Here is a 25,540-nt window from a genome sequence, read left to right on the forward strand (position 1 = left end):
GAGGCGTGACAGGCGTCAGTTCAGGCGAACACCGCAGCTGAGCATGGACGTGCGCAGGAGCAGGCCCGCTTCGGGGCCGATTATGCCGTCGACGAGTTCGAGGTAGCGGCTGCAGAATTCGGGGCCGTGCGGGGCGACGGATGCCACCGCTGGTTCGAGATGGTGGGCGAGTTCGTGGAGGATCACAAGTTCGCGTAGTGCCCATGCGGTCGCGCCGGTGTGGAGAGGGACCGCAAGCACAGCCTCCGCGGCCTCATAGTGGGCGGCGGCAGTTCCGGCGCGGGATCGGACCCGCACCGGCGTGGCAGCTCGCTCCCATTGCGCCCGAACCCAGTTGAGGCCCAGCACTTTATCGGTGTAGACCTGCACCGACTCAACCGACGCGAAGCGACGCTCGATCGGCAACGTGAGATGCGAACCATAGATCTCTACTGTGCGATTGCCGTACTCGTCCGCTCGATCGAACACCCCCCGTACCAACTGCTCAGCGTCATACACCTTGGCGCGCTGGCCATCTCGCGCACTCACCGTGCCCAGCTCATGCGCTCACCGAGACAGCTGATCCGATACCACCCGAACCCACCCACGTCACCGCGAACCTCAACCCGCCGAGTCCGAGCCCACCGACCCACACGCAACAAAACCCCCAGCGCATCTCTGTCGCTCATCGGGCCCTGCCCTGGGCAATTACCCACGCACAGTACCGAGTTCGGGGGACGCACCCAACCTCCCAGCCCGCCCCGCGCAGCGAAACCGCCAGCACGCCCAACTCACTCACCTCGACCCACCCCCGGGCAATTCCCCACGCGCAGCCCCCAGCTCCGCAGACGTCCCCAACCGCGCAACCCGCCCAGCACGATCACCCTCCCGCCGCGCCGCCGCCGAATGCCCGGCCGATGCCTGTGGCCCGCGCCAGGTGCCGCGGGCGTCCGAGGTCCGCTTGTAGAAATCGGTGAGCTCGATCTCCTTATTGCGCAGGGCAAGTGCGGTACCGGTGGCGGCGGTGGCGGGGACCACCTCGGCCTCGACCTCCGCCTTCACCTCGGCCAGGCGGCGGCCGATTCGGGCGGCGAAGGCCATCTGGAAGTTCAGGCGGGCGGTCACCGGGGCGACCGGGGCCTGGATCCGGCGCCGCACCTGCCGGCCCCAGCGTTTCTCGGTGACGATCTTTTCCACCGTGGCCGAACGGTATCGGCCCGACTTGATGTACTGATCCGACGCACGCACCATCTGCACCAGCAGGCTCGTGTAGAGGGCTTCACACGCATCGATATCGGAATCGAAGCCGTACGCGTAGACCTGGGTCGAGGTGCGCGCAACATCGCAGCGCACATCATTGGCCGCGGCGATCGCCACGAACAGCTGCACATACGTGCGCAGCCCCTTCTTACCCGGTTCGCCGATCGGAATCATCCGCTGCACCGGGGTCGGCCTGCGCTCACGTCCGGCGATATGCGCACGGGCCACCGCGAGATCGATCGAGGACCTGGTCGCCAACCGCTGGGCCGCGGCGAGAAACGCCTCGGCCTCGTGCTCGTTATCGGTCGATTCGGCTTGGCGCAGCAACCCACCGATCCGGGTCAGCATCCGGTCGGGAACCGCATTCGGCGAAGTCATCACAGCCAGCCTAACGAGCTGCTATGACAGCGGAACCGTGACGTCGTACTCGGCCCACTTACGGGCGCAATCGCTGCGTCACATATAACAACCATGTATCTTGCCTTGTGCACCTGCAGGGTGTGCTGCTGCTCACGTCTCGACCTTGGAGTGTTCGCGATGGCTTTGAAGAAGGTGTCGTCCCTACGTTCATCGCTCGTGCCTCGAGCGACAGTGGCCGCCGCCTCAGCGGCGCTGCTCATGGCGACGTTCACCAGTGCGTGCTCGAGCGATAACGGTGGTAACCCGTCCAGCCAGAACCTCACCGGTCGCGGCCCGATCACCTACGTGGAGGGCAAGGACACCACCGAGACCGGCGCGGTCAAGCAGTTGATCGAGCGCTGGAACGCCTCGCACCCGGATGAGCAGGTGACGTTCAAAGAGCAGTCCAACGACGCCTCGCAGCAATACGACGACCTGGTCGAGCACATGCGCTCCAAGCAGTCCACCTACGACGTGGTCGCCCTCGACGTGCCGTGGACCGCGGAATTCGCCGCGAAGGGCTGGATCCAGCCGCTGAAGGACACCTTCGGCATCGACACCTCCGCCCTGCTCTCCCCGACGGTCGCCAGCGCCACCTACAACAACACGCTCTACGCCGCGCCGCGAAACACCAACGGCGGCTTGCTGTTCTACCGCAAGGACCTGGTGCCGAATCCGCCCAAGACCTGGAGCGAGATGCTGGCGCAGTGCCCGATCGCCAAGCAGAACAACATCGGCTGCTACGCAGGCCAACTCGCACCGTACGAGGGCCTGACGGTGAACGCCGCCGAGGCGATCAACGCCTACGGCGGCACCTTCGTCGGGGCGGACGGCAAGACCCCGACCGTCAATACCCCGCAGGCGCGCGCCGGACTGAAGGTGCTGGTCGACGCGTACCGCAATGGTGATATCCCGAAGGAAGCCATCACCTTCAAGGAGCCGGAGAGCGCCAACGCCTTCAATACCGGCAAATTGCTGTTCATGCGCAACTGGCCGTCCACCTTCGGTGACGCCGGTTCGGAATCCTCTGCGGTCAAGGACAAGTTCGGGGTCGCACCGCTGCCGGGTGAGAACGGCGTCGGCGCCTCGACGCTGGGCGGCTACAACGCGGCCATCAGCGCGTTCTCCAAGAACAAGGCCACCGCGCTGGACTTCCTGCGCTACCTGATCAGCGAGGACGCGCAGCACATCGTCGCAGCCGGTGCGCTGCCGTCGGTGCGGGCGTCGATGTACGACGATCCGGCGCTCATCGCGAAGATGCCCTACCTGCCCGCGCTCAAGGATTCGATCGCCAACGCGGTGCCGCGTCCGGTCACCCCGTTCTACCCGGCGGTGTCGAAGGCCATCCAGGACAACGCTTATGCTGCGTTGAACGGAACCAAGTCCGTCGACGACGCGATCACCGGCATGCAAAAAGGCATCGAGACAGCCGGATCGTAGGCTGAAGAGCAGCGGACCCGACCACCTTGTAGGAGAGTAGAAACGGTGTCGGATCCTTCGGGAACGGCCACTCCCGTGCGGAACAAGCGCGGATTCGGTGGAACATTGGCGTTGGAGCTGCGGCGTTCCGGTAAGGCGTGGCTATTCGTCACGCCCGTGCTGATCACCCTCGCGGTGGTCGTCGGCTATCCGGTCTTCCGCGCGCTGTACATGTCGTTCCAGAAGGACGCCGGGCTCGACCCGGCGACCGGCATGTTCGTCGAGGGCGGCAACGCCGGATTCTCGAACTACACGCACTGGCTGCTGCAGCAGTGTCAGGCGGCCGGCGAGACGGTCTCCTGCCCGACCGGCAACCTCGGCTCGCAGTTCTGGCTGGCCATCGGTGTGACGCTGTTCTTCACGGTGATCACGGTGACCCTGGAGGCGACCCTGGGCCTCGGCATGGCCATGGTGATGGGCAAGACCTTCAGGGGCCGCGCCCTGCTGCGGGCCGCGGTGCTGGTGCCGTGGGCGATTCCGACCGCGGTCACCGCCCGGTTGTGGGAGTTCATGTTCCAGTACGACGGCGTGGTGAACCGGGTCTTCGGCACTCACATCCTGTGGACCTCGCAGGCTTGGCCCGCGCGGTTCGCGGTGATCGCCGCCGATGTCTGGAAGACAACGCCGTTCATGGCATTGCTGCTGCTGGCCGGTCTGCAGGTGATTCCGGCCGATGTGTACGAGGCCGCGCGGGTCGACGGCGCGTCGGCCTGGCAGCGCTTCACCCAGATCACCCTGCCGCTGCTCAAGCCCGCGCTGCTGGTCGCGGTGCTGTTCCGCACCATGGACGGACTGCGCCTCTACGATCTGCCCGCGATCATGACGCTGGGCAATCCGGCCACCCGCCCGATTTCGGCGCTGGTGGTCGAACAGGTTCGCCAGGGCCCCAATAGTGCGGCCGCCCTCTCGACGATCACCTTCCTGCTGATCTTCGCGGTGGCGTTCCTGCTGGTCAAGGTCCTGGGCGCCAATGCCGTTCGGACCCAGGAAGAACAGCGGGAGGCGCACTGATGACCACGGTGATCACCAAAGAGCCTGCGGCCCAAAAGAATGCGGCGCCTACACCTTGGACCAAGCGACTGGGTCCGGTGCGGCTGTACCTGGGTGCGCTGATCGTGCTCGTATGGGGCCTGGCCCCGTTCTACTGGATGGCCGTCACGGCATTCCGCGATCCGGACTACACCTTCGACAACACCCCGTGGCCCACCCACGTCACGCTCGAGAACTTCCGCAATGCCTTCGACACCAGTCGCGGCAACGATTTCGGCAAGGCGCTGACCAATAGCGTCATCATCGGCGCGGTGACGACGGCGGCCGCGCTGGTGCTCGGCGTCCTCGCCGCGTACGCGCTGGCGCGGCTGACCTTCAAGGGCAAGTACCTGGTCTCCGGACTGATCCTGTCCGCGTCGATGTTCCCGGTCGTCGTGCTGGTCACCCCGCTGTTCCAGCTGTTCACCAATCTCGGCTGGATCGGTGAATACCAGGCGATGATCATCCCGAACATTTCGTTCGTGCTGCCGATGACCGTCTACATCCTGGCCTCGTTCTTCGCCGAATTGCCTTGGGAGCTCGAAGAAGCCGCGCGCATCGATGGCGCGACCAAGCTGCAGGCGTTCCGACTGGTCATGCTGCCGCTGGCCGCGCCAGCGGTCTTCACCACCGCGATCCTGGCCTTCATCGCCTCGGTCAACGAATACCTGCTGGCCCGGCTGCTCTCCAGCGACCGGACCGAACCGGTGACCGTCGCGATCGCGCGCTTCTCCGGGAACAACCCGCTCGTGCAGCCCTACGCCGCGATCATGGCGGCGGGCACGATGGTCACGATCCCGCTGGTCATCATGGTGCTGCTGTTCCAGCGCCGCATCATCTCCGGCCTCACCGCAGGCGGCGTGAAGAGCTAGCTCGCAACTGCGATACGAACCCCGCCCGGCGACGGCACCCTAGAGTGGTAGCATCCCGGGTCACTTCAGCGTGGAAAGGTTTGCACCCGCCGAAGTCCCGGTTTCCGGTCGTATCCGTGCAGGTGAGTTTTACCGACGCTCCGGAAGGAGATGATCGTGAGCTCGTTCGGCAAGCGGCGAAAACGCGGCAGCGGCCGCCGGAGCAAATCGGTATCGGCACCGTATGCGTCAGTTGCCGGGTTCAACGAGCACCGCACCGGCACGGCAGGGCGCAAGACCAGACCCGAGAAGTCGCTGCGCGCACCGTTGTCCACGCCGACCGATAAACCTCGGCGCACCCGCGCCGAACGCTTCAGACGACTGGTGCTCGCGCTGTTCATCACCTTCGTCGCGGTGCCGTCACTGCTGTTCGTGCTCGTCTACTGGAGCGCCGAGATTCCGGATCCCGATTCGGTGCAGACCAACCAGATCGCCACCATCCTCGCCGCCGACGAGACCACCGTGATCGCGAAGGTCGTTCCGCCCGATGGCAATCGGGTCCCGATACCGCTGTCCGATGTTCCGAAACCGGTGCGCGATGCGGTGCTCTCGGCCGAGGACCGCAACTTCTACACCAATCCCGGTTACTCGACCTCCGCCTTCCTACGCGCCGCCCGCGACAACATCCTCGGCAAGGAGGACGCGGGCGGCGGCTCGACCATTACCCAGCAGTATGTGAAGAATGCCTTCCTCGGCTCCGAACGCACCCTGACCAGGAAGATGCGCGAGCTGATCATCGCCGCGAAGATGGCGCGGCAGTGGAGCAAGGACGATATCCTCGCCGCCTATCTCAACACCATCTACTACGGCCGCGGCTCCTACGGCATCTCGGCGGCCGCGAAAGCGTATTTCAACAAGCCAGCGCCGGAACTGACTCTCGCCGAGGGCGCGGTGCTGGCGGCGGTCATCCGCACCCCGTCGATCCTCGATCCGGAAACCCATCTGGCCGATCTGACGGCGCGCTGGAAGTACGTGCTCGACGGCATGGTCGAGATGGGCGCGCTCGCCCCCGGCGACCGCGATGCGACGGTGTTCCCGCAGATCGTCCCGATGAACCAGATCCCGGATGTCAACGAGGCCCGCGGCCCCGCGGGACTGATCCGCACTCAGGTGCTGCGGGAATTGCGCGCCTCCGGCATCAGCGAGCGGGAACTGAATACCGGCGCATTGCGGATCACGACCACCATCGACGCCAAGGCCCAGCAGGCCGCGCTCGGCGCGATCCGCGATCGGCTCGACCCGCAGCCGCCCGAGCTGCGCGGCGCGGTGGTTTCGATCGACCCGCGCTCTGGCGCGGTGCGTGCCTACTACGGCGGATCCGATGGCATCGGCTTCGATTTCGCGCAGGCACCGCTGCAGACCGGCTCCGCGTTCAAGGTGTTCGCGGTGATCGCGGCACTGCAGCAGAACATTCCGCTCAGCCGCGTGCTGGACAGTTCACCGGTGACCGATCGCGGCACCAGGATCACCAACGTGGAAGGCGAATCGTGCGGTAAGTGCTCGATGTCCGAGGCGCTGAAGCGCTCACTGAACACCAGTTTCTACCGGCTGACCATGTCGATGTCCGACGGGCCGAAGGCGATCGCCGATGCCGCTCACCAGGCCGGGATCCCGGAGGAGATTCCCGGCGTCGCCGGTAAGGCGCTGACCGAGGAAGGCGGACGGCCGCTCAATGGAATCGTGTTGGGCCAGTATCTGGTTCGCCCGATCGATATGGCCTCTGCCTATGCCACGATCGCGAATTCCGGTGTCTACCACCAGCCGTACTTCGTGCAGCGGGTGGTCGCGGGTGACGGCCGGGTGCTGCTCGACCGGGGCGCACCCGAGCAGGTCGGCAAGCAGCTCCCGCCGGGTCAGCAGCGCATCCCGCGCAGCGTCGCCGACAATACCGCCGGGGCGATGATCCCGATCGCCGCGTATTCGAACGGACACGGCCTGTCCGACGGTCGGCCCTCCGCCGCCAAAACCGGCACCACCCAACTCGGCGACACCGACCAGAACAAGGACGCATGGATGATCGGCTTCACGCCGTCGCTGTCCACCGCGGTCTGGATCGGCACCGAACAGCCCGAGCCGATCCGCACCGCGCGCGGCGCGGCTATCTACGGCTCCGGCCTGCCCGCCGATATCTGGAAGCAGGTGATGGACGGCGCACTCGACGGCACGCCGATCGAGCAATTCCCGGGGCCCGCACCGCTGGGCAGCCAGCCGAATACGGGCAAACCCTCCAGCGGCAGCTACGACATCCTGAACCCGCCTACCACCACCTCGACCGCACCGGTCATCGTGATCCCGCCCGCACCGCAGCAGCCTAAGGAAGTCGAAATCTTCCCCGGATTGAGCATTCCGGTCCCGGGTTGACCGGTTCGCTATGAATGTTCGTTTACCGGGGTCATGGGAACGCATGACGTGGCAACATCGTTGGCCATAGTGCAGGGTGGTCGACATCGGCGCCGACCGGGAGCGCGGTACGCGCGAGGACCGAAACCAGGCCGACGCCGACGCCGCAAGATCGATGAGAGAGGATATGCGCACAAGCGACGACACGGCGGCGTGAGCGGCGGGCCCGCACGAGGCAGCGTGCGCGATCGGGCACCGCGAACGCCGCCGATCGAATACAGCGGCGCGCGATGGGCCCGGAGCGCCGCCAGATGTAGACAGACTAGACATAGGGGCTACGCCGGTGGATTTCAATGTCGTTGACCGTCCCGAGACGCTCGTGGCGGGCACAGTGCTTCGCAGCCCGGCGCTCGCGGTCGAGGGGCCGCGGCGCGCGAAGGTGGAGGAGGCGTGGAAGCGCAATCTGGCACGCCCCCTGCCCGGGCCGCCGACGACCGCATACGTCGACCACGCGCCGGAGATCAACTCGTATCTGACCCATATCGTCGGCTACCGCTGCCACACCCTCGCGGACCTGCTCCCCGGTGACGTGCTGGCCCGGGTGCCCGCCGGCCGGTTCGCGCGGTTCATCCTCAGCGGCGACAATCTCGGCGACACCATCGTGACCATCTGGCGCGCGGTGTGGGATGCCGAGGCCGCCGGGCGCTTCGTGCGCTCGTATACCGGTGACGTGGAACATTATCCGGACGCGCGCACCGCGGAGGTTTTCGTGGCGCTGGCAGAAGAACCGGTCGACGGGTAGGAACAGCTGTGGACTTCGAAATTGTCACATTGGACGAAAGCCTGGTCGCCGGACTCACCGTCCCGCTGGCCGGACGCGAGGTGACCGCCCGCGACCTGGACCTGGTGAATTTCACCTGGGACCGATACCTGGCGCGCGAGAAGAACGTGCCGCGCGTGGCGGCCTATATCGGACAGAACGACCACGCCGTCGCCGTCCTCGGCTACCAGGTCGCCGAGATGGACGATATGGACGCCGGTGACGTGCTGACCCGCATCCCATCCGGCCGCTACGCGAAATTCGTTGTCTCCGATAAGCCCTACGACCTGCTGCGCACCGCATGGGCGCAGGTCCGCAAGGCGGAAAGCGCGGGCACCATCACCCGCTCGCACACCGCGGAACTCGAGCGGTACACGGGGCCGACGTCGGTCGAGGTGTACGTCTCGCTGGACTGAGTTTCCAGCCTGATTCGGGGGTGCGCAGGTTCGTCCGGGCGGGCCGAGGTACGGAGTTCGGACGGGCCGAGCAAGTCCGGACGAGCCGAGCGACCGAGTTTCGAGCGGCGAGCAAACCCGAACCAGCCAAGCGACGGAATCGAAAGCGGGCCGGGCTGACGGAATTCCGTGGAGTCTGTCGAGCCACGTGTGGCGCCCGCGCGGCCGCGCCGCGTGGCCGATGATCGTCGGGCGTCACGGTGGCGGTGCCCAACAGTTGTCTGTCAGACGCTCGATGACGATGCACTGCCACGGCGGGTGGTCAGATCTTTCCTCGAATTCGGTCACGACCAGTTCGCGCAGCGCCGCCTCCGTACGACTCGGTGGTGCGGCTGGGACGCCCGTCTCCGCTCGAGTCTGGCGCGCTGCCGAATTCGCGTGCCTCGTCCGTTGGCACGTCGGCGGTGGCGTGCCGATATGCGGCGCGGGTCCATTCGGGGTGATCTGCTACCAGGCACTGGATACCGCAAAGCCGGGCCGAAGAGTTGCTCCGGCCCGGCTTTCGTGTGAAGTGACTATTCAGCCCCGATGATGAACGCTTCGAGCTGCGCGCGAGCGATATCGTCGGCCAGCTGCTCGGGCGGGGACTTCATCAGGTAGGCCGAGGCCGGGAGGACGGGGCCGCCGATGCCGCGGTCCTTGGCGATCTTCGCGGCGCGCACCGCGTCGATGATGATGCCCGCGGAGTTCGGCGAATCCCAGACCTCGAGCTTGTACTCCAGGTTCAGCGGCACATCGCCGAAGGCGCGACCCTCGAGCCGGACGTAGGCCCACTTGCGGTCGTCGAGCCAGCCGACGTGATCGGACGGGCCGATGTGCACATCGTTGGCGCCCAGCTCCTTCTTCAGGTTGCTGGTGACGGCCTGGGTCTTGGAGATCTTCTTCGACTCCAGCCGCTCGCGCTCGAGCATGTTCTTGAAGTCCATGTTGCCGCCGACATTGAGCTGCATGGTGCGGTCGAGCTGCACACCGCGGTCCTCGAACAGCTTGGCCATCACGCGGTGGGTGATGGTCGCGCCGACCTGGCTCTTGATGTCGTCACCGACGATGGGAACGCCTGCCTTGGTGAACTTTTCGGCCCACACCGGATCGGAGGCGATGAACACCGGCAGCGCGTTGACGAAGGCCACATCGGCATCGATGGCGCACTGGGCGTAGAACTTGTCCGCCTCTTCCGAGCCGACGGGCAGGTAGGAGACCAGGACGTCGACCTTGTTGTCCTTCAGCACCTTCACCACGTCGACCGGCGCGGCCTCGGACAGCTCGATGGTCTCGGCGTAGTACTTGCCGATACCGTCCAGCGTCGGACCACGCTGCACGACAACGTCGCTCGGCGGCACGTCGGAGATCTTGATGGTGTTGTTCTCGCTGGCGAAGATCGCCTCGGCCAGGTCGAAGCCGACCTTCTTGGCGTCGACGTCGAACGCGGCGACGAACTTGACGTCGCGGACGTGGTACCGGCCGAACTTGACGTGCATCAGACCGGGCACGGTCGCGGTCTCGTCCGCGTCCTTGTAGTACTGCACGCCTTGGACCAGCGAGGAAGCGCAGTTACCCACGCCGACGATGGCGACGCGGACTTCGGTGGTGTTTTCAGCCTTCTTGTCTTCACTCATGGCCGATATTTCCCTCTTTCTGTGGTGCCGCCTTCGTCGATTGCTCCGCCGCAATCAACTCGTTGAGCCAGCGCACTTCGCGCTCGCTTGATTCCAGACCGAGCTGGTGAAGTTGACGGGTGTAGCGATCCAGCGAGCCACTGGCCTTCTTGATCGCCTCCCGCAGACCCTCTCGGCGCTCCTCGACCTGCCGTCGCCTGCCCTCCAGAATCCGCATCCGCGCTTCCGCGGGGGTGCGGCTGAAAAACGCCAGGTGGACGCCGAAGCCGTCGTCGGTGTAGTTCTGCGGTCCGGTATCGGCGAGCAGTTCGGTGAAACGCTCGCGCCCGGCCGGAGTCAGTTGATAGACCCGTCGCGCGCGACGGGTGACGCCCGCGACGTTCTCCTCCGCGATCAGCCCATCCGTCTGCATGCGCCGCAGCGTCGGATAGAGCGACCCGTAGGAGAAGGCCCGAAACGGCCCGAGCAAACCGGTCAGCCGCTTGCGCAGCTCGTACCCGTGCATGGGCGCTTCGAGGAGCAGCCCGAGGATTGCCAGCTCGAGCATCGGGCTTCACCCCCTGACTGTGTGTGCAGACCTAACCGATGGATGCGACTTCTCACTATATCGGAGCGATATAAACGTGCATAGTCGTCGGCGATACATACAGCTGTTCCCGCAGGTAGAAGCCGTTAGGTTATACCCATCCGACATGAAACAAGCCCCGCCACCTCGAAACACGCACGAGGGACGGGGCTTTTCAGCGCCCGACTAGGCCCGGTCGAACTCCCCATCCGCCACCCCAGCGGTAAAGGCTGCCCACTCACCGGGCGTGAAGACCAGCGCCGGGCCGGTGGGGTTCTTGGAGTCACGAACGCCGACCATGCCGCCCTGGAGGAATGCAACCTCGACGCATTCCTTGCTTCCACCGCTACGGCTGCTCTTGAACCAGCGAACTCCGGACAGGTCAGCGTTCACTCTTACTCCTTGCCTCGCCCGGCAACAGATTTCCCTTGCATAGCAACCAATTTCTGCTGCCGCTCCATCCAGCGCTAGGTGCTGGGATGTGTTCGCACGGTCAGTGACGACCGAACTCGCCATCCTGCACGCCAGCAGTGAAGGCTTCCCACTCACCGGGGGTGAAGACCAGCGCCGGGCCGGTTGGATTCTTGGAGTCACGCATCGCGACCTTGCCGCCATCGAGATACGCGACCTCTATACAGTCCTTGGTCCCACCGCTGCGACTGGACTTGAACCAGCGGGCTCCGGACAGGTCAACGTTCACGCTGGTACTCCTTGCCTCGCCCGGCAACAGATTTCCCTTGCATAGCAACCAATTTCTGCTGCCGCTCCATCCAGCGCTAGGTGCTGGGATGTGTTCGCACGGTCAGTGACGACCGAACTCGCCATCCTGCACGCCAGCAGTGAAGGCTTCCCACTCACCGGGGGTGAAGACCAGCGCCGGGCCGGTTGGATTCTTGGAGTCACGCATCGCGACCTTGCCTGCGTTCAAGTGCGCGACCTCCACGCAATCTTGTCCCCCACCACTGTGGCTGCTCTTGAACCACTTCGCCCCGGACAGGTCAACGCCCACGTTCGTACTCCTTCGCACTTTCACGTAACAAGTCTCGGCTCGGTTGGGCATCGAGCGCTGCGCGCTGGATCACCCCATGCGCCTCACGGTACCTGTCCAGATCGACTAGCCGCTCCAAGAAGATTCCGCCAGTGAAGCTCTCGACGTAGACCACGCTGGGTTCTTCGGGCTTGCCCTTCTTATCGACATCGAAATCAAGGATCAGGAACGGCCCTGTCGATAATCCGACCGGCAACCCAGCCCTGAACGGCAGTACACGGATGTCGACATTCGGGTGGGCGCTGAGGTCGGCAAGATGCCGGAGCTGTGCCGCCATTACCTTGCGCGAGCCGATCACGGTTCGCAGCACCGACTCTTGCAGCACAGCCGTGTAGGTCGCAGGCTTGTTCCGCCGAGTTAGCAGCCCTTGCCGACGGGTGCGTATCTCAACACGTCGGTCGATCTCTTCCGGAGAGTCATTCGGAAAGTACAGAACGTCGAGCGCGCGAGAATAGTCGGCAGTTTGCAGGAGTCCAGGAGCCGCTGATGGCTGGAACTGTGTCAGCCCACGCGACGACGACTCCAACCCCATGTACACATCGAACGCCGGAGTGATCAACGCTCCGTAGTCGTGCCACCACGACTTCACCGCAGTTTGCTCGGCTAGAGCGATCAGATCCGCGGTGCGCTCGGCGCCTAGCTGATACTGCTCACCCAACAGCCGGATGTCATGCGTTCGAATCTTTTCCGTCTGCCCCTTCTCGAGCCGCTGCAAGCTGCTCTTGCCCCACTCCATGAGCTTCGCGGATTCGATCAGAGTCATGCCGAGCGCTTCACGGGCCTCGCGCAGATGACGGCCGAGCTGGCGACGCGGCAGGGTGCTGCCGCCTTCCTCTTCGGACAAGCCTTCCCCCTAAGGGCAGTCGAATTTCCCAGGCGGGGAAATGCTCCCACGTCGACTGGTCAACAACCTGGGGAATCGAGCAATCCGCTGGGTTCCCAGATTCTCCTTCCCGACAGCAGCGGAACGGAGTCTGCTGAATATGCGCCCGGCAGGGAGAACGACCAGCTTGCCCGTCGAGCAGTCCACTTCCGTCCCAGGGATATTCAGGGGTCGCTGGGACCGGGCGCACTCACCGTCATCGAGGTCTGGGAGGTCGGCAGATGCCGAAGCGAAAGCTTCCACAGCGAGACCCGTTCGTAGGCCCGCCAGCCGAATACCGCGGTGCCCCACCCGAAGTGGTCGAGCGTTTCGCGAACGCCATCCACGAATGGGCGGATCAGCCAGCATCCGCAGAAGCGTTCCGGTGCCGGGGTACCGATTTCCCTGGCACCGGGCGTACCAACGGTGTGGTCGCGTGATGCGCCGAGATGCATTGCGGACCACGCGAACTCAGGACGGCAGCAAGGTCGCGGTGTGGCAACTGGTCCGCACTTCCACCTGCATCCTGCGCGTGCAATTCCCACATGAATCCTTCACCGCCCACCGCTTGCCCTCACACACCATGCTCCCCGACGCGCAACCCGGAACCATCCTGTTCGACACGTATCCGGATCTGACCGACGCCCGCCAACTGCTTCCCGCACACGAAGATCTGTGGAACGCACTGCGCAATGACTACTGGGCCGCCCTGCTATCTGCAACGGACGTCCCTAAACCATTGGGGCGCAACTCAGATGACTGAGATACCGCCTCCGTGGAAAGACATCGCCCCATCAGTGCAGGCGCTGCTCACCGCCTTCCATCAAGACACCTGGATCAAGCAAGAACTGGCACCCACGGACAGCACCCCTGTCTATCAGTGCGCGGACGGCACGCTGTACGAGGTCGATGAAGACGGTTGGCTCATCGAATGAGACACCCCGACCGAAGCCGAAACAATCCCACAGCACCGTGTAAGAACTCGACGGCAGCACTGCCGACACCCCGCCTCGCACACCTTTCCCGCACCTCGCACACCGACTCACCGCGCGAAACACCGTGCGCCGAACACGAACCTATGCGGGACGTCCAGAAGGTATGCGACGGCCCTAACGGGGCCTACCCAGCGATGTTGCGTACAGGTCGTTGGAGCCGCGGCGAAAGCGGCGAGAGGTCATTGGTGGCGATCGGCGCTGCGTGCGGCCAGGGTTTGCCGCCAGCGCTCCATGGCGTTTCCGAGGCCCTCGCTCACGAGTAGAAGGAATTTGGCGGTGGATCCGAAGCGGGCGCCCGCGGGGGTTGCGGCCCCGAGGATTTCGGCTCCGCGCTGTGATGCGGCGGCGAGATTTCAGGGAGTACACGACCATGTCCATCACCCTGACCGACGAGGGCAAAGCCACCCTGCGGAGCGCCGCCTACGGCGCCGTCTCGCTGATGGCCGTTGCTGATGCCACCGGCAAGTCCCACAAGGCTGCCACCAACGGCTCTATCGCCCTGTCCTCGGCGACCGGGCTGATCAGGCACGTGCTTGCCGCCAAGTCGAAAGACATCGACCTGATCGGCAAGTCCGTTGCCGAACTCGCCGGTCACGTGCTGCCAGCCCTGACCGCCGCCATGAACCTGCTCAACAATCAGGGCCCGGGAGAAGCCGACAACTTCGGCAGCACCGTCCTTGTCGCCATCGAAGCAGCCCACCAGGGCGAGCCCGGCCCCACCACCGCCGAGATGACCCGCAAGATCACCGCTGCCCTCAACGCCGCTTGATCGGACACAGGGCCCACACAGGAACCAGCACCGGGCCCACGCCCCGAAGGCAACGCGCATCCGGAGACCGGACAGAACTCACGTTCTGTCCGGTCTCGCCGCGTCAGCGCACGCCCGAGCTGTCCCCGCCGTCTATGCGCTGCGGCGCCGCGCAGGCTGTCGATGTATCGGCCAAGGTGGACTTGCCCGCCGCTGCTGCACTACTCGATGTCACCAACATTCGGGCACCTTAGGTTGGCACATGAGCGAAAGTTCTCTGCGCACCTGTCAACTCCCGAGTAGCACAAATGCGCCAACCCGCAGCGGGACCCAGCTACGCGCATGCAGCAATCTGTGCCCGAAAGCGGCGCGCGTTCGGGGATCGGACCTGGATCAGTGGCTGGATACCGCACACCACGCAGACCCATTGCTACCGGCACGCGGTAATCGGTGCGAAGCGGCACCCACCCCCGTGGATCGGGACTGGCTGGGCACCGCATATTGCACACGATCTCGCTCGGGTCTGCCGCTAGCAGCCCGTGGATCGGGGGTCAGTGGCTGGGTGGGGAGACTCGTATGGGCTCGCCTTTGAGCGTCACGGTCAGGTAGCCCGAGGCGTTCGTTTTGTCTGCGGCGTAGATCTCGACTACGGGGGCTTTGTCGGATGAGCTGCCCGGAGGGAATTCGATCGAGGCGTGGGTTATTGCGCCGTCGGGGACTTTGATCGTTGTCGGGGCGCCTGCCAGCAGGCCCGCGATGGCGGGGAGGTCGATGGTGGTGAGGTCGAAGGTGCGGGCATCGGGTTTGCGGCCGGTGTTGATGGTCGGGTTGCGGAAGTTGCCGTTGTAATAGCCGTCCGCGGTCGCGGTCGGGTTTCCGGTCGCTGTCCGCTTGAAGACCACGTAGTTCGGGTACAGCGTGATCTCGTCGACAATGGTGTCGCCGAATTCGGCGCGGTATTCGTCGATGAAATACGCGAGGCCAGCGCCGGTGGTGAGTGTCGGCACGTGTTCGGTCGGTCCGAAATCGCCTGCGCAACTCGCGATGCCGCCCGCCATGGCACCGACCACAGCAGCCCCGGCGATGATCGCGAGCGGTGCGAGCCAGCGGTTCGGGCGACGTCGATCCACCCGGACCACGGGAGCGTCGACCAGATTGTCCGGGATCTGCAGATCGCCGACGATCGAGTCCAGCTCGCCGAAAGACTTGGCGGACATGGCCTTCGCGGTGCGCGCGCGGTGTTCGTCCTCGGTGAGCTGACCGTCGGCAAGTGCCGCGTCGAGCATGCCGCAGACATCCGCGCGGTCGGTATCGCGGGCCCGGATGCCGCTGTATCGAGTTGTCGCCACTATTCGGTCACCCTTCGAACGGCCAGGCCCGCATGACCTCGCCCGCGGGAGTCAGCAGCAGGCGGCCGGACTCATTGAACTTATTGCCCGCATAGACCTCGACATACGACTTGTCCTTGCCGATGCCGAAATAGCTGGTCGACCCCGAGTCGTTGACCTCGACTCCCACATGCGTCACCACGCCGTTGGGGACCTTCAGCCTGGTCGAGGCGCTGGCGAGCACATCGGAAATGGCCGCGATATTCAGCTCGCCGAGATCCAGGAAGGGCTTATCGGGCTTGCGCCCGCTGATCGCGCCCGACTGCTCGAAACCACCGCGATAGTCGAAATTGGCCTGACGATTCGGTTGGCCGGGCAGCGCGCGGGTCACGTGGACGTATTCATCGAATACGGTCACCTGGTCGGCTTGCAGATCCCCGAACTTCTCCTTGTATCGCTGCAGGAACAAGGTGAGGCCCTCGCGAGTCAGCAGATTCGGCGTCGCCACCACGACCGGTCGTACGGACCCGAGATCGACGACGGGTGCGGCCGCGTGCGGTGCCGGTTCGGAATCCGACACGCCGCTGGTGAGCACAAATGCGACAACGGCCGCACCCACCGCCGCGGTCGACACAGCGGCCTGATACCAGCGCCGACGATTCGAATGCGGTGGTCGCGGCGCCGCCGGTGCGTCATCGGGGCGCTGCAGATCGTCGACCAGGTCACCGAGGTCGCCGAGCGTCGTCGCGGATTCGGCCAACTCCGAGAGCGCCTGGTGTTCCTCCTCGGTGAGCTGACCGTCACTTCGGGCGCTGTCGAGCAGCTGCCTTGTCGTATCGCGATCGGCGTCGCGGGCTCGGGTGTGATCGGGATAACGGCCCGTATTTCCGGAGCGACGCAAGGGGTTTCGCGTCGGCGTCGGCACACCGGGTACGAGATCGCGCACGGCCGAAGGGAGCTGCAGATCACTAGTGAGCAGGTCCAGGTCGGCGATTGTCTTGGCGACCTCGGCCTTGGCCGTGCGATCACGATATTCGTCTGCGCCGAGCTGCCCTTCCGCATACGCCGCATCCAGCACACTGGACGCATTTGCGCGGTCGAGGTCACGCGCGCGGATACGTCCGGATGCTGCGGGGGACACAGGGAAATCGTAGTGGGCCGACGCCCGGATTGTCCCAGTTCGGCCACCGATACCGGTCGGTCGATCCAGCACAGGCCAGCGCGGCCCGCGCGCGGCACCGCTACTCTGGTTCTCGTGCGAATTCAGCGGCAGGTGGTCGACTACGCCCTCCGGCGTCGGTCGCTGCTGGCTGACGTCTATGCGGGCCGTGTCGATGTCGCCGAAGTTTGTGATGCGAATCCCTATCTTTTGCGTGCGGCGAAGTTCCACGGTCGGGGGAGCGAGGTCACATGCCCTATCTGCCGGAAAGAGCAATTGACGCTCGTATCCTGGGTCTACGGCGACGGCCTCGGCCCGATGGCGGGTTCGGCTCGCACACCAGAGGAACTGATACGCCTCGCGGAGACTCGCGAGGAGTTCTCGGTCCATGTCGTCGAGGTATGCCGGAGCTGCAGCTGGAATCATCTGGTGCAGTCCTATGTGCTCGGTACCGCTCCGTCGCCGACGCGACGTCGCACGGGCACCAGGGCCAACCGGCGCACCGCAGCCGAATGATGTGCCAGGTCATCTGCCCGTCGGGTGACACGCGGAGCCTCGACGCGTCCGCAGCGGCGATGATCGCCGCACTGCTCCCCGCAGACCGATACGAGTTATGGAGATCTTGTCAGTGAATTCGCCCTACGAGACTTCCCCCTACGGCGATGAACCGCACGGCGGCCGCACTCAGCGAAGTTCACCTCCTCCGAACCCGTACCCCGGCCAGCGCCCGCCCGGCCCCCCACCCGGCCGTGGGCCCGGTGGCCCAGGCCCACGCCCGCCGCAGGGCGGCCAGCCATCGCAGGGCGGCCAGCCATCGCAGGGCGGCCAGCCATCGCAGGGCGGCCAGCCATCGCAGGGCGGCCAGCCGTCGCAGGGCGGCCAGCCGCAGCAAGGCGGCTATGGCGAGCCACGCGGACCGCAGCCGCCCCGGCGACCCGGTCCGCCCCCGCAGGGTCGCCCGCCACAGGGTCGCCCACTGCCCAATAACGCACCCCCGGGCGCACAGTCCACGCAGAAGATCGAGCGTCCGCAGGACGGGCGCCCCGGCTCGCTGACCGAAGCCGTCGGCGAACGCAACCGGCGGTCGGCCCCACCCACGGGTCCCCGACCCGCCAGTCCGCGCCCCGGCCAGGACCGCCCCGGCCAGGACCGCCCCGGCGCACGCCGCACCAATGGCTCAGGGAGCACCACCGGTGAGCGCCGCGCGACCGCTGGCGCACCGCCCTCGGGACCACCGCCGCGTCGCAACGGCGCCGACGGCGGCTCCGGCGGACCGGGCGGGCGTCGCCCCGGCGAGAAGAAGAAGTCGCCGTGGCGGATCGTGCGCCGGGTGATCTATGTGCTGCTGGCCCTGTCGATCGTGCTGCCGAGCGTGGTCTTCCTGATCGCCTATTCGACGGTGTCGGTACCCCAGCCGGGTGACCTCAAGACCAACCAGGTGGCGACCATCCTCGCCAGCGATGGCACCTCGGTGATCAGCAAGGTCGTGCCGCCCGACGGCAACCGCACCGATGTGACCATCGATCAGATTCCGCCGCATGTGCGCAATGCCGTGATCGCGGCCGAGGACCGGGACTTCTACACCAACCCGGGCTTCTCGGTCTCCGGCTTCGTGCGCGCCGCCAGGGATCAGGCCCTCAACAAGGAGAGCGCGGGCGGTGGCTCGACCATTACCCAGCAGTACGTGAAGAACGCACTGGTCGGTGACGAACACTCGCTGACCCGCAAGCTGCACGAGCTGGTCATCTCGGCGAAGATGGCGCGCCAATGGAGCAAGGACGAAATCCTCGCCGCCTACCTCAACACCATCTACTTCGGTCGCGGTGCGTACGGCATCGATGCCGCGGCCAAGGCCTACTTCGGCAAGCCGGTCCAGGATCTGACCATTGCCGAGGGCGCCGTGCTCGCCGCCACCATCCAGCAGCCCTCCGGCCTAGATCCGGAGAAGAATCCCGAGGGCGCGAAGACCCGCTGGAACTATGTGCTCGACGGCATGGTCTCCGGCGGCAATCTGAAGGCCGAGGAGCGCCAGGCCCAGCAGTTCCCGCAGGTGGTCCCGGTGGCCACCACCAAGGACAAGGGTCTGGACGCCGGCCCCGAGGGCTTGATCAAGACCCAGGTGCTCAAGGAGCTGTCGGCCGCGGGCATCAGCGAGCAGCAGCTCAATACCGCCGGCCTGTCGATCACCACGACGATCGATCCGAAGGCGCAGCAGGCCGCCGTCGACGCCGCGCAGAAGAAGATGCAGGGCGAGCCGGACAAGCTGCGTGCCGCGGTGGTGTCGGTGGATCCGAAGACGGGTGCGGTGCGCGCCTACTACGGCGGTGACGACGGTCAGGGCTACGACTTCGCCAATGCCGGTCTACAGCCGGGCTCCTCGTTCAAGGTCTTCGGTCTCGCCGAGAACTTGGAGCTGGGCAAGCCGCTGTCGGAGATGTACGACAGCTCGCCGATCACCGTGAACGGCATCAAGATCACCAACGTGGAAGGCGAGCAGTGCGGTACCTGCACCATCGCCGAGGCGCTGAAGCGCTCGCTGAACACCAGCTTCTATCGCATGGAGCTGGATATGCAGAACGGTCCGGCGAAGATCGCCGATATGGCGCACAAGCTCGGCATCCCGGAAACCATCCCCGGCGTCGGCAAGTCCCTCGTCGAGCCGGACGGTTCCCCGCCGAACAACGGCATCGTGCTCGGCCAGTACCAGGCCAGGGTCCTCGATATGGCCTCCGCCTACGCGACTTTGGCCGCCTCCGGCATCTACCACGCACCGCACTTCGTCACGAAGGTGGTGACCGCCGACGGGCAGGTGCTGCTCGACCGCGGTGACGTGGCTGGGGAACGTCGCGTCTCGGAAGCGGTGGCGGACAACGTGACCGCCGCGATGAAGCCGATCGCCGCCTGGTCGCGCAACCACAACCTGGCCAACGGCCGGGAGTCGGCGACCAAGACCGGTACCGCCCAGCTCGGCGACACCGGCGAGAACAAGGACGCCTGGATGGTCGGCTACACCCCGTCGCTGTCCACGGCGGTGTGGGTCGGCTCCATCGATAACTCGGCGCTGCGCAACTACAGCGGCGGCATGGTCTACGGTTCCGGTCTGCCCTCGGATATCTGGAAGGCCACCATGGACGGCGCCCTGCAGGGCACGCCCAATCAAACCTTCCCGAAGCCCGCCCCCATCAAGGGCCAGGCCGGTGTGCCCGAGTGGTCCGCGCCGTTCACCCCGCCCTCGACCACGGAGGCACCGCTGCTGCCGCCGATCCAGATCGTTCCGAACACCATCGACACCCCGTTCGGGCCGATCCAGATTCCGGGCGTGCAGCCGCAGACGCAGCAGCGTCAGCCGCAGCAACAGCAGCAGCCGGAATCGACGCCGCTACCCGGGCAGCCGACGGTGAACTCCGATGGCTCGATGCCGACGACCACCGGGTCACCCCAACCCGGCGGCAATGGAAACGGCAACGGCAACGGCAGCCAACCGACACGCACCCGGTAGCCTCGGGTGCCGTGACCGAACCGCATCTCGTGGACGAGCGGACGAACGGAAGCGCGCCGCAGCCCAATGGGATGCAGTCCGGTACAACGCATTCCGCCGCCGCACAAAATCCCGACGTCCCGGAGCGGGCGCGCGGCGCGACGCACTACATCGCGCCCGCACCGCTCGCACCCGATCTGCGATCATGTGACGGCCGGGATCGGCCCAGCCGAAACGATTCCCTGACCACGCAGCTCAGCACCGTCATCGGCGGTCCGGTCGGTGACCACGCGCTCATCGGCCGGGTCCGGTTCTGGACCCCGATGCGGGTATTGCTCGCCTTCGCGCTGGTGTTCCTCGCGCTCGGCTGGGCGAGTAAGGCGGGCTGCATCCAGCAGACGACCGCCTCCGATGGTTCGCTCACCCTGGACTGGAACAACGGCCGCCAGTACGTGGCCATGTGCTACTCGGATACGGTGCCGCTCTACGGCGCGGAACGCTTGAACGAGGGCGCGTTCCCGTACAAGAAGCAGTGGACCGAATCGACCCCGGACGGCGGCCGGGAAACCCGGTACATGGAGTATCCGGTGCTGTCCGGGCTCTATCAGTACGCGGCGATGCAGGTCGCCAAGACCTGGGACGCGTCACCACTGCCCGGTGCGTTGCAGGTGGTCATCTACTTCAATGTGGTCGCGGTCGGACTGGCCATGGCCTGGCTGGTCACCGTATGGGCCACCGCGCAACTCGCGGGGCGGCGGATCTGGGATGCCGCGCTGATCGCCTGCTCACCGCTGGTGATCGTGCACATCTTCACCAACTTCGACGCACTCGCAACGGCTTTCGCCGCCACCGGCCTGCTCGCCTGGGCGCGCCGCCGACCGGTACTCGCGGGTCTGCTGCTCGGGCTCGGCGGCGCGGCCAAGCTATATCCGCTGCTGCTGCTCGGGCCGATCCTGGTGCTGTGCCTGCGCGCCGACCCACTACAGCGGGTGCCGAGCGCACGCCTGGGCCTGCGCCCGAGCGATATCACCGGCTGGCACACCGCGCTGACCTGGCTCCGCGAAACCCCGTACCGCCTGCAGTTTCTCAGCGCTCGCCCGCTCGGCGCGGCCACGCTCACCATCGCGTCGGCGGCCAGCACCTGGCTGGTGGTGAATCTGCCGATCCTGCTGCTGTATCCGAACGGCTGGCGAGAATTCTTCCGGCTCAACACCACGCGACACGCCGATCCGGACTCCATCTACAACGTCATCACCTCGTTCACCGGCTGGGACGGATTCGACGGCCAGATCGGCCACACCGATCAGCCGACCGTCCTGAACCTGGTTTCGCTGCTGGTATTCGTCCTCGCCTGTGCGGTGATCGCCTATATCGCGCTCACCGCCCCGCGCCGTCCGCGCCTGGCCCAGCTGTGCTTCCTGGTGGTGGCCGCATTCCTGCTCACCAATAAAGTGTGGAGCCCGCAGTATTCGCTGTGGCTGGTGCCGCTGGCCGTGCTCGCACTGCCGCATCGCCGCATTCTGCTGGCATGGATGACCATCGACGCGCTGGTCTGGGTGCCGCGCATGTTCTACTACCTCGGCTTGGACCGCAAGGGCCTGCCCGAGCAGTGGTTCACCGGCACCGTGGTGCTGCGCGATCTCGCGGTACTCGGGTTGTGCGCGTTGATCATCCGGCAGATCTACCGGCCGGAGGAGGATCTGGTCCGGCGCGATTTCGTCGACGATCCGATCGGCGGCATCGTCGACCGCGCGCCGGACCCGCTGCTGCCCTGGCTGCCCGAGGCGCTGCGTCCGCGGGTAGCGGCCCTGCGGTAGCGAACGCGCTCGACAAGCCCGCTAACTGGTGCGCAGGAAGTGCGCCTGCCTGGCCGGTTCCCTCGGCAACAGGTCCAGATCCAGCTGCCACGCGCTGCCGGTCCACGGATCGAACAGCGGGGTGCCGTCCATTGTCGGCAGATGGCGGCAGGACTGCGACAGCATCGCCAAGGTGCCATCACTGGAATCGGATTCGTCGGTGCCGACGATCACGGTGGACAGCCCGATCAGATCGCCGCGCATCAGCAGGACGGCGATGCGTTGCGCGTCCGAGGCCTGGTAGCCGTGCGGGAAGTCGGCGGCGAGCAGCACCCGGTGTTCGGTCGGCGGAGTGAAATTTCCACTGGAATAAGCCAGTTCGGCCAATTCGGCGGCGTCGACCAGGGCCTGCAGCCGCGCGGAGATCTCTCCGAAATCGGTGATCGGCGGGCCGTTCAGCACCGGGGTCAGCGGACCGACGAGCTGAGCGAACGCGCCGGTCAGATCGATCATGTCGACCAGGGTGCGCCGACCGGGATCGGCCGCGAGCAGCCGGGCCAGCAGTGCGCCGACGATCGGGGTCGCCGCGGCCGTGGTTTCGGTATCGATCCACAGCGGGCGGGTCAGCGGCACCGGCACGCAGTACGGAATGCGCAGCGGCCCACGTTCGACCGCGTAGAGCTCGCCGAGCCGGATGCCGTCGCTCGGTGTCGGCGGACGGTCCCAAGCGGGTGAATCCCAGGTGGCCAGCGACGGCGGCAGCTGCCGATCGGCGTCGGCGAGTTCGCGCATGAGCTGTTCGCTATCGCGCAGGTGGTTGCTCTCGGCGGTGGCGATCAGCTCGTCACAGCGGCGCTGTGCGGACTGGCGCGCATCCTCGGCGGCCGGAGTGTTCCTGGTGGCCGGATCCGAAACCGCCGCGGACAGTTCCTGATCCAACCGCTGCATGGCGTAGTCCCGCGACGAGATGAGCGCCGCGGCCGAACGCGCGGCATCCTCGAAGATCATCCACAGCCGTTCGAGTCCGTGCGCCACCTCGAGCGGCGCCGAACCGCTCGCGCGGGAGTCGTCGGTGCCGGGACCGCTGATGGTGTCCTGACCGCTGGGCCGTCCCGGAGCGCTGACCGGTTCGGCATCGCGCAGACCGGCCGCCCTGTGCTGACCTGGTTGGCCGGACTGTGGCGTCGCCGGTTCGTCCACCTCGACGCCGTGCGCGGTGAGCAGCACGGCCAGTCCACCCGCATAGCCCTGACCGACCGCGCGCAGCTTCCAGTCGGTCCCGCGCCGGTACACCTCCAGACAGATCAGCGCGGTCTCCCCCGCGGACGGATTGATCGCGAATTCCGCTGTCACGACCTCGTCTACGGCGAGAGCGGCGGTGACCGCACCGAGCCCGCCCGGCGCTGCCGGTGCGGCCGGATCGGCGCTGACCACCAGCAGCACCGCCTGCGCGTCGGCGCGCACCTCGGCGAGCCGGATGGTGACGCCGTCCTCGGATAGCGTCACCCCCGCCGTCTCGGTCTGGTTGTAGAACACGAAATCGCCGGTATCGAAGACCCGCAGGTTCTGCGCCACCACGAGCGCGGAAACATCCAGGGCAGCCCCGGCTTTCGCGCTGAATCGAACGATATCGCCGGTCAGCACTGTATTCTGACCGGCCTTCAGCTGAATCACGTTGTCCGCCCCGTTATTTCGTGTTCTGGTTTGTTCGAGCGCAGTCGCTGCGCCTATCGATCAATTACCGAGGAACCGGCCCAGCTGCGGAACCGCCTCGCCCGGATGTTTGGCCTGGAAACCCTCGCCGAGGGCCTGCATCTTCCAGTCACCGCCGACCCGGAAGACCTTGGCCATCGCCATCGCGGTGAACGGCATGCCGCCGGCAAGGGTGTACCTGGCCAGCTCGGCATTGTTGGAGCCATCGACCAAGCGGCAGAACGCATTCTGGATCTGCTCGAAGGTGTGGCCCTTATAGGAGGTCACAATGAACAGCAGCGAGCTGACATGGGCCGGGATGCGGGTCAGGTCGACCAGGATCACCTCGTCGTCGCCCTCACCCTCACCGGTGAGGTTATCGCCCTGGTGCCGGATCGAGCCGTCCTTGGAGGTGAGCTGACCGTAGTAGGCGACATCCACCACGTTCATATCGGCGAACATCACGACCGATGCGTCGAGGTCGACATCGACGGTCCGATTGCCGAACATGCCGCGGTTGCGCACCGGATCCCAGCCGAGACCCATCTTCACGAAGGTCAGCGCGGCGCCACCCTCCTTGCGCAGGGTGACCCGCTGTCCCTTGACCAGGCTGACCGGACGGTCCTTGCTCAGGCTGACCTCGGCGGGCGGCGGCTGCTGGGCCGCGGGCTGGGCGGGCGGCGGATAGCCCTGGCCGGGGGCGGGCTGGCCGGGCGGCGGCGGGTAGCCACCGGGTCCGGGCGGCGGCGGGTAGCCCGCACCGGGCGGCGGCGGGTAGCCGGGCGCGCCCTGCGGGTAGGTCTGCGTCGGCGGGTACTGCGGCTGCTGCTGCGTCGGATACGCGGGCGGGGCCGCCTGCGGGTAGCCCTGAGTGGGCTGCGCGGGCTGGTAGGTCGGTGGCGGCGGGACCTGCGTCGCGGCCGGAGATTCGTCAACGGTCACACCGTGATCGGTGACCAGCGCCGCGAAGCCCCCCGCGTAGCCCTGGCCGACCGCGCGCACCTTCCATTCACTCTGCCGCCGGTACAGCTCGAGCGCGATCACGATCGACTCGGTGTTCAAACCGTCGATGCGGTACTCGTACAACCGATTACCCGCCGAATCCGAGACGACCGCGGTCGGCGCGGCGAAGCGGCCGAAATTGCTGGTCGCGTCGTCGAGGGTGATGACAGCGCGGATCTGCGCGATATCGGCTGGCACCGCGTTCAGCGCCACCGCCAAGGACGCGGGCTGCCCGGCCGGTGCGGGCTGCAGATTCACCCCTGGGCCACTGGGCTGGTTGAAGAAGACGAAGTCCGCATCGGAACGGACCTTCCCCGCATCGGTGACCAGCAGTGCGGACAGATCCGCCGGTGCGGTGAGCTGGACGGAGATCACCACATCATTGGCGGCCAGCGGGCCATTCTGACCCTTGGCGAGTGTTGCGGACAAGTTCGACCCTTCGCTTGTCGGTGCGTACGGTGCCACTCTACGAGAAACGTGCCGAACGCGATCCGAAGTAACCGCCGCTATGGCCCGGATCGTTGCCCGGAGATCGGTTAGGGTGACGAAACGCAGTTGGAATATGGGCGATCAACACCA

Annotated in this window: 25 protein-coding genes; 12 read left to right on the top strand and 13 right to left on the bottom strand. The window is 66.1% G+C overall.

Going from position 1 to position 25,540, the window contains the following annotated elements; all coding sequences use genetic code 11:
- Positions 1-15: 15 nt before the first annotated feature.
- Together ACQP0C_RS40495 and ACQP0C_RS40500 are read right to left on the bottom strand one after the other, a co-directional pair.
- Positions 16-528, bottom strand: a complete 513-nt coding sequence (locus tag ACQP0C_RS40495; protein WP_433729006.1) for a TIGR04338 family metallohydrolase — start codon at positions 526-528, stop codon at positions 16-18.
- A 246-nt stretch (positions 529-774) separates the two neighbouring features.
- Positions 775-1,617 carry a DUF2786 domain-containing protein gene (locus ACQP0C_RS40500; RefSeq protein ID WP_433729008.1) on the bottom strand — a complete coding sequence of 281 codons (843 nt, stop codon included), beginning with the start codon at positions 1,615-1,617 and terminating at the stop codon, positions 775-777.
- Between the two features lie 159 nt (positions 1,618-1,776).
- Here ACQP0C_RS40500 and ACQP0C_RS40505 point away from each other — a divergent pair, with 159 nt between their 5' ends.
- The 6 genes from ACQP0C_RS40505 to ACQP0C_RS40530 all read left to right on the top strand — a co-directional run bounded on the left by ACQP0C_RS40505 (position 1,777) and on the right by ACQP0C_RS40530 (position 8,633).
- The gene (locus tag ACQP0C_RS40505) at positions 1,777-3,078 is read left to right on the top strand and encodes an ABC transporter substrate-binding protein (RefSeq protein WP_433729011.1); all 1,302 of its coding nucleotides are present in this window, start codon (positions 1,777-1,779) and stop codon (positions 3,076-3,078) included.
- 75 nt (positions 3,079-3,153) lie between these two features.
- Positions 3,154-4,128 (top strand): carbohydrate ABC transporter permease, encoded by a 975-nt coding sequence (locus ACQP0C_RS40510; protein ID WP_433734798.1) that lies wholly within the window; start codon positions 3,154-3,156, stop codon positions 4,126-4,128.
- Positions 4,128-5,018: a carbohydrate ABC transporter permease gene (locus ACQP0C_RS40515; RefSeq protein WP_433729013.1), complete on the top strand. Its 891-nt coding sequence runs from the start codon at positions 4,128-4,130 to the stop codon at positions 5,016-5,018. Before ACQP0C_RS40510 ends, ACQP0C_RS40515 begins: the two co-directional genes overlap by 1 nt.
- 150 nt (positions 5,019-5,168) lie before the next feature.
- Positions 5,169-7,418, top strand: coding sequence for a transglycosylase domain-containing protein (locus tag ACQP0C_RS40520; protein WP_433729015.1), 2,250 nt, complete (start codon positions 5,169-5,171; stop codon positions 7,416-7,418).
- 322 nt (positions 7,419-7,740) lie between these two features.
- A complete protein-coding gene (locus ACQP0C_RS40525) occupies positions 7,741-8,199 on the top strand; it encodes an effector binding domain-containing protein (protein ID WP_433729018.1) in 459 nt (152 codons plus the stop codon).
- An 8-nt stretch (positions 8,200-8,207) separates the two neighbouring features.
- Positions 8,208-8,633: a GyrI-like domain-containing protein gene (locus tag ACQP0C_RS40530; protein ID WP_433729020.1), complete on the top strand. Its 426-nt coding sequence runs from the start codon at positions 8,208-8,210 to the stop codon at positions 8,631-8,633.
- A 554-nt stretch (positions 8,634-9,187) separates the two neighbouring features.
- Here the strand turns inward: ACQP0C_RS40530 and ACQP0C_RS40535 are convergent.
- The 7 genes from ACQP0C_RS40535 to ACQP0C_RS40565 all read right to left on the bottom strand — a co-directional run bounded on the left by ACQP0C_RS40535 (position 9,188) and on the right by ACQP0C_RS40565 (position 13,218).
- Positions 9,188-10,288, bottom strand: a complete 1,101-nt coding sequence (locus ACQP0C_RS40535) for an inositol-3-phosphate synthase (protein WP_433729022.1) — start codon at positions 10,286-10,288, stop codon at positions 9,188-9,190.
- Positions 10,281-10,835 (bottom strand): PadR family transcriptional regulator, encoded by a 555-nt coding sequence (locus tag ACQP0C_RS40540; protein WP_040697429.1) that lies wholly within the window; start codon positions 10,833-10,835, stop codon positions 10,281-10,283. Before ACQP0C_RS40540 ends, ACQP0C_RS40535 begins: the two co-directional genes overlap by 8 nt.
- Before the next feature lie 204 nt (positions 10,836-11,039).
- Entirely contained in the window at positions 11,040-11,246 is a 207-nt protein-coding gene (locus ACQP0C_RS40545) for a DUF397 domain-containing protein (protein WP_433729025.1), read from the bottom strand.
- A 100-nt stretch (positions 11,247-11,346) separates the two neighbouring features.
- Entirely contained in the window at positions 11,347-11,553 is a 207-nt protein-coding gene (locus ACQP0C_RS40550; protein WP_433729027.1) for a DUF397 domain-containing protein, read from the bottom strand.
- A 102-nt stretch (positions 11,554-11,655) separates the two neighbouring features.
- Positions 11,656-11,862 carry a DUF397 domain-containing protein gene (locus tag ACQP0C_RS40555; protein ID WP_433729030.1) on the bottom strand — a complete coding sequence of 69 codons (207 nt, stop codon included), beginning with the start codon at positions 11,860-11,862 and terminating at the stop codon, positions 11,656-11,658.
- On the bottom strand, positions 11,852-12,745 hold the full coding sequence (locus tag ACQP0C_RS40560) for a helix-turn-helix domain-containing protein (RefSeq protein WP_433729032.1): 894 nt from the start codon (positions 12,743-12,745) through the stop codon (positions 11,852-11,854). The genes ACQP0C_RS40555 and ACQP0C_RS40560 overlap by 11 nt, the downstream gene beginning before the upstream one ends.
- 203 nt (positions 12,746-12,948) lie before the next feature.
- A complete protein-coding gene (locus ACQP0C_RS40565) occupies positions 12,949-13,218 on the bottom strand; it encodes a hypothetical protein (RefSeq protein WP_433729034.1) in 270 nt (89 codons plus the stop codon).
- Here ACQP0C_RS40565 and ACQP0C_RS40570 point away from each other — a divergent pair.
- The 3 genes from ACQP0C_RS40570 to ACQP0C_RS40580 all read left to right on the top strand — a co-directional run bounded on the left by ACQP0C_RS40570 (position 13,200) and on the right by ACQP0C_RS40580 (position 14,527).
- Positions 13,200-13,526: a hypothetical protein gene (locus ACQP0C_RS40570; protein WP_433729036.1), complete on the top strand. Its 327-nt coding sequence runs from the start codon at positions 13,200-13,202 to the stop codon at positions 13,524-13,526. The genes ACQP0C_RS40565 and ACQP0C_RS40570 overlap by 19 nt on opposite strands.
- Positions 13,519-13,698, top strand: coding sequence for a hypothetical protein (locus ACQP0C_RS40575; protein WP_433729037.1), 180 nt, complete (start codon positions 13,519-13,521; stop codon positions 13,696-13,698). The genes ACQP0C_RS40570 and ACQP0C_RS40575 overlap by 8 nt, the downstream gene beginning before the upstream one ends.
- 430 nt (positions 13,699-14,128) lie before the next feature.
- Positions 14,129-14,527: a hypothetical protein gene (locus ACQP0C_RS40580; protein ID WP_433729039.1), complete on the top strand. Its 399-nt coding sequence runs from the start codon at positions 14,129-14,131 to the stop codon at positions 14,525-14,527.
- 530 nt (positions 14,528-15,057) lie between these two features.
- On the opposite strand, the gene ACQP0C_RS40585 is transcribed toward ACQP0C_RS40580, so the two are convergent.
- The gene (locus ACQP0C_RS40585) at positions 15,058-15,855 is read right to left on the bottom strand and encodes a DUF1707 SHOCT-like domain-containing protein (RefSeq protein WP_433729041.1); all 798 of its coding nucleotides are present in this window, start codon (positions 15,853-15,855) and stop codon (positions 15,058-15,060) included.
- A gap of 7 nt (positions 15,856-15,862) precedes the next feature.
- Entirely contained in the window at positions 15,863-16,975 is a 1,113-nt protein-coding gene (locus ACQP0C_RS40590) for a DUF1707 SHOCT-like domain-containing protein (RefSeq protein WP_433729043.1), read from the bottom strand.
- A gap of 114 nt (positions 16,976-17,089) precedes the next feature.
- Between ACQP0C_RS40590 and ACQP0C_RS40595 the strand changes: the two genes are divergently transcribed.
- The 3 genes from ACQP0C_RS40595 to ACQP0C_RS40605 all read left to right on the top strand — a co-directional run bounded on the left by ACQP0C_RS40595 (position 17,090) and on the right by ACQP0C_RS40605 (position 22,288).
- On the top strand, positions 17,090-17,509 hold the full coding sequence (locus ACQP0C_RS40595; protein WP_433196793.1) for a DUF5318 domain-containing protein: 420 nt from the start codon (positions 17,090-17,092) through the stop codon (positions 17,507-17,509).
- A gap of 802 nt (positions 17,510-18,311) precedes the next feature.
- Positions 18,312-20,492, top strand: coding sequence for a transglycosylase domain-containing protein (locus tag ACQP0C_RS40600; RefSeq protein ID WP_433734799.1), 2,181 nt, complete (start codon positions 18,312-18,314; stop codon positions 20,490-20,492).
- A 71-nt stretch (positions 20,493-20,563) separates the two neighbouring features.
- Positions 20,564-22,288 carry a glycosyltransferase family 87 protein gene (locus ACQP0C_RS40605; protein ID WP_433734800.1) on the top strand — a complete coding sequence of 575 codons (1,725 nt, stop codon included), beginning with the start codon at positions 20,564-20,566 and terminating at the stop codon, positions 22,286-22,288.
- Between the two features lie 21 nt (positions 22,289-22,309).
- On the opposite strand, the gene ACQP0C_RS40610 is transcribed toward ACQP0C_RS40605, so the two are convergent.
- Both ACQP0C_RS40610 and ACQP0C_RS40615 read right to left on the bottom strand, forming a co-directional pair.
- Positions 22,310-23,941, bottom strand: a complete 1,632-nt coding sequence (locus ACQP0C_RS40610) for a TerD family protein (protein WP_433729045.1) — start codon at positions 23,939-23,941, stop codon at positions 22,310-22,312.
- Positions 23,942-24,001: 60 nt separating this feature from the next.
- The gene (locus tag ACQP0C_RS40615) at positions 24,002-25,390 is read right to left on the bottom strand and encodes a TerD family protein (RefSeq protein WP_433729047.1); all 1,389 of its coding nucleotides are present in this window, start codon (positions 25,388-25,390) and stop codon (positions 24,002-24,004) included.
- Between the last annotated feature and the right edge of the window lie 150 nt (positions 25,391-25,540).

It is taken from the genome of Nocardia sp. CA-129566 (genome assembly GCF_050956075.1).
Taxonomy (GTDB): Bacteria; Actinomycetota; Actinomycetes; order Mycobacteriales; family Mycobacteriaceae; genus Nocardia.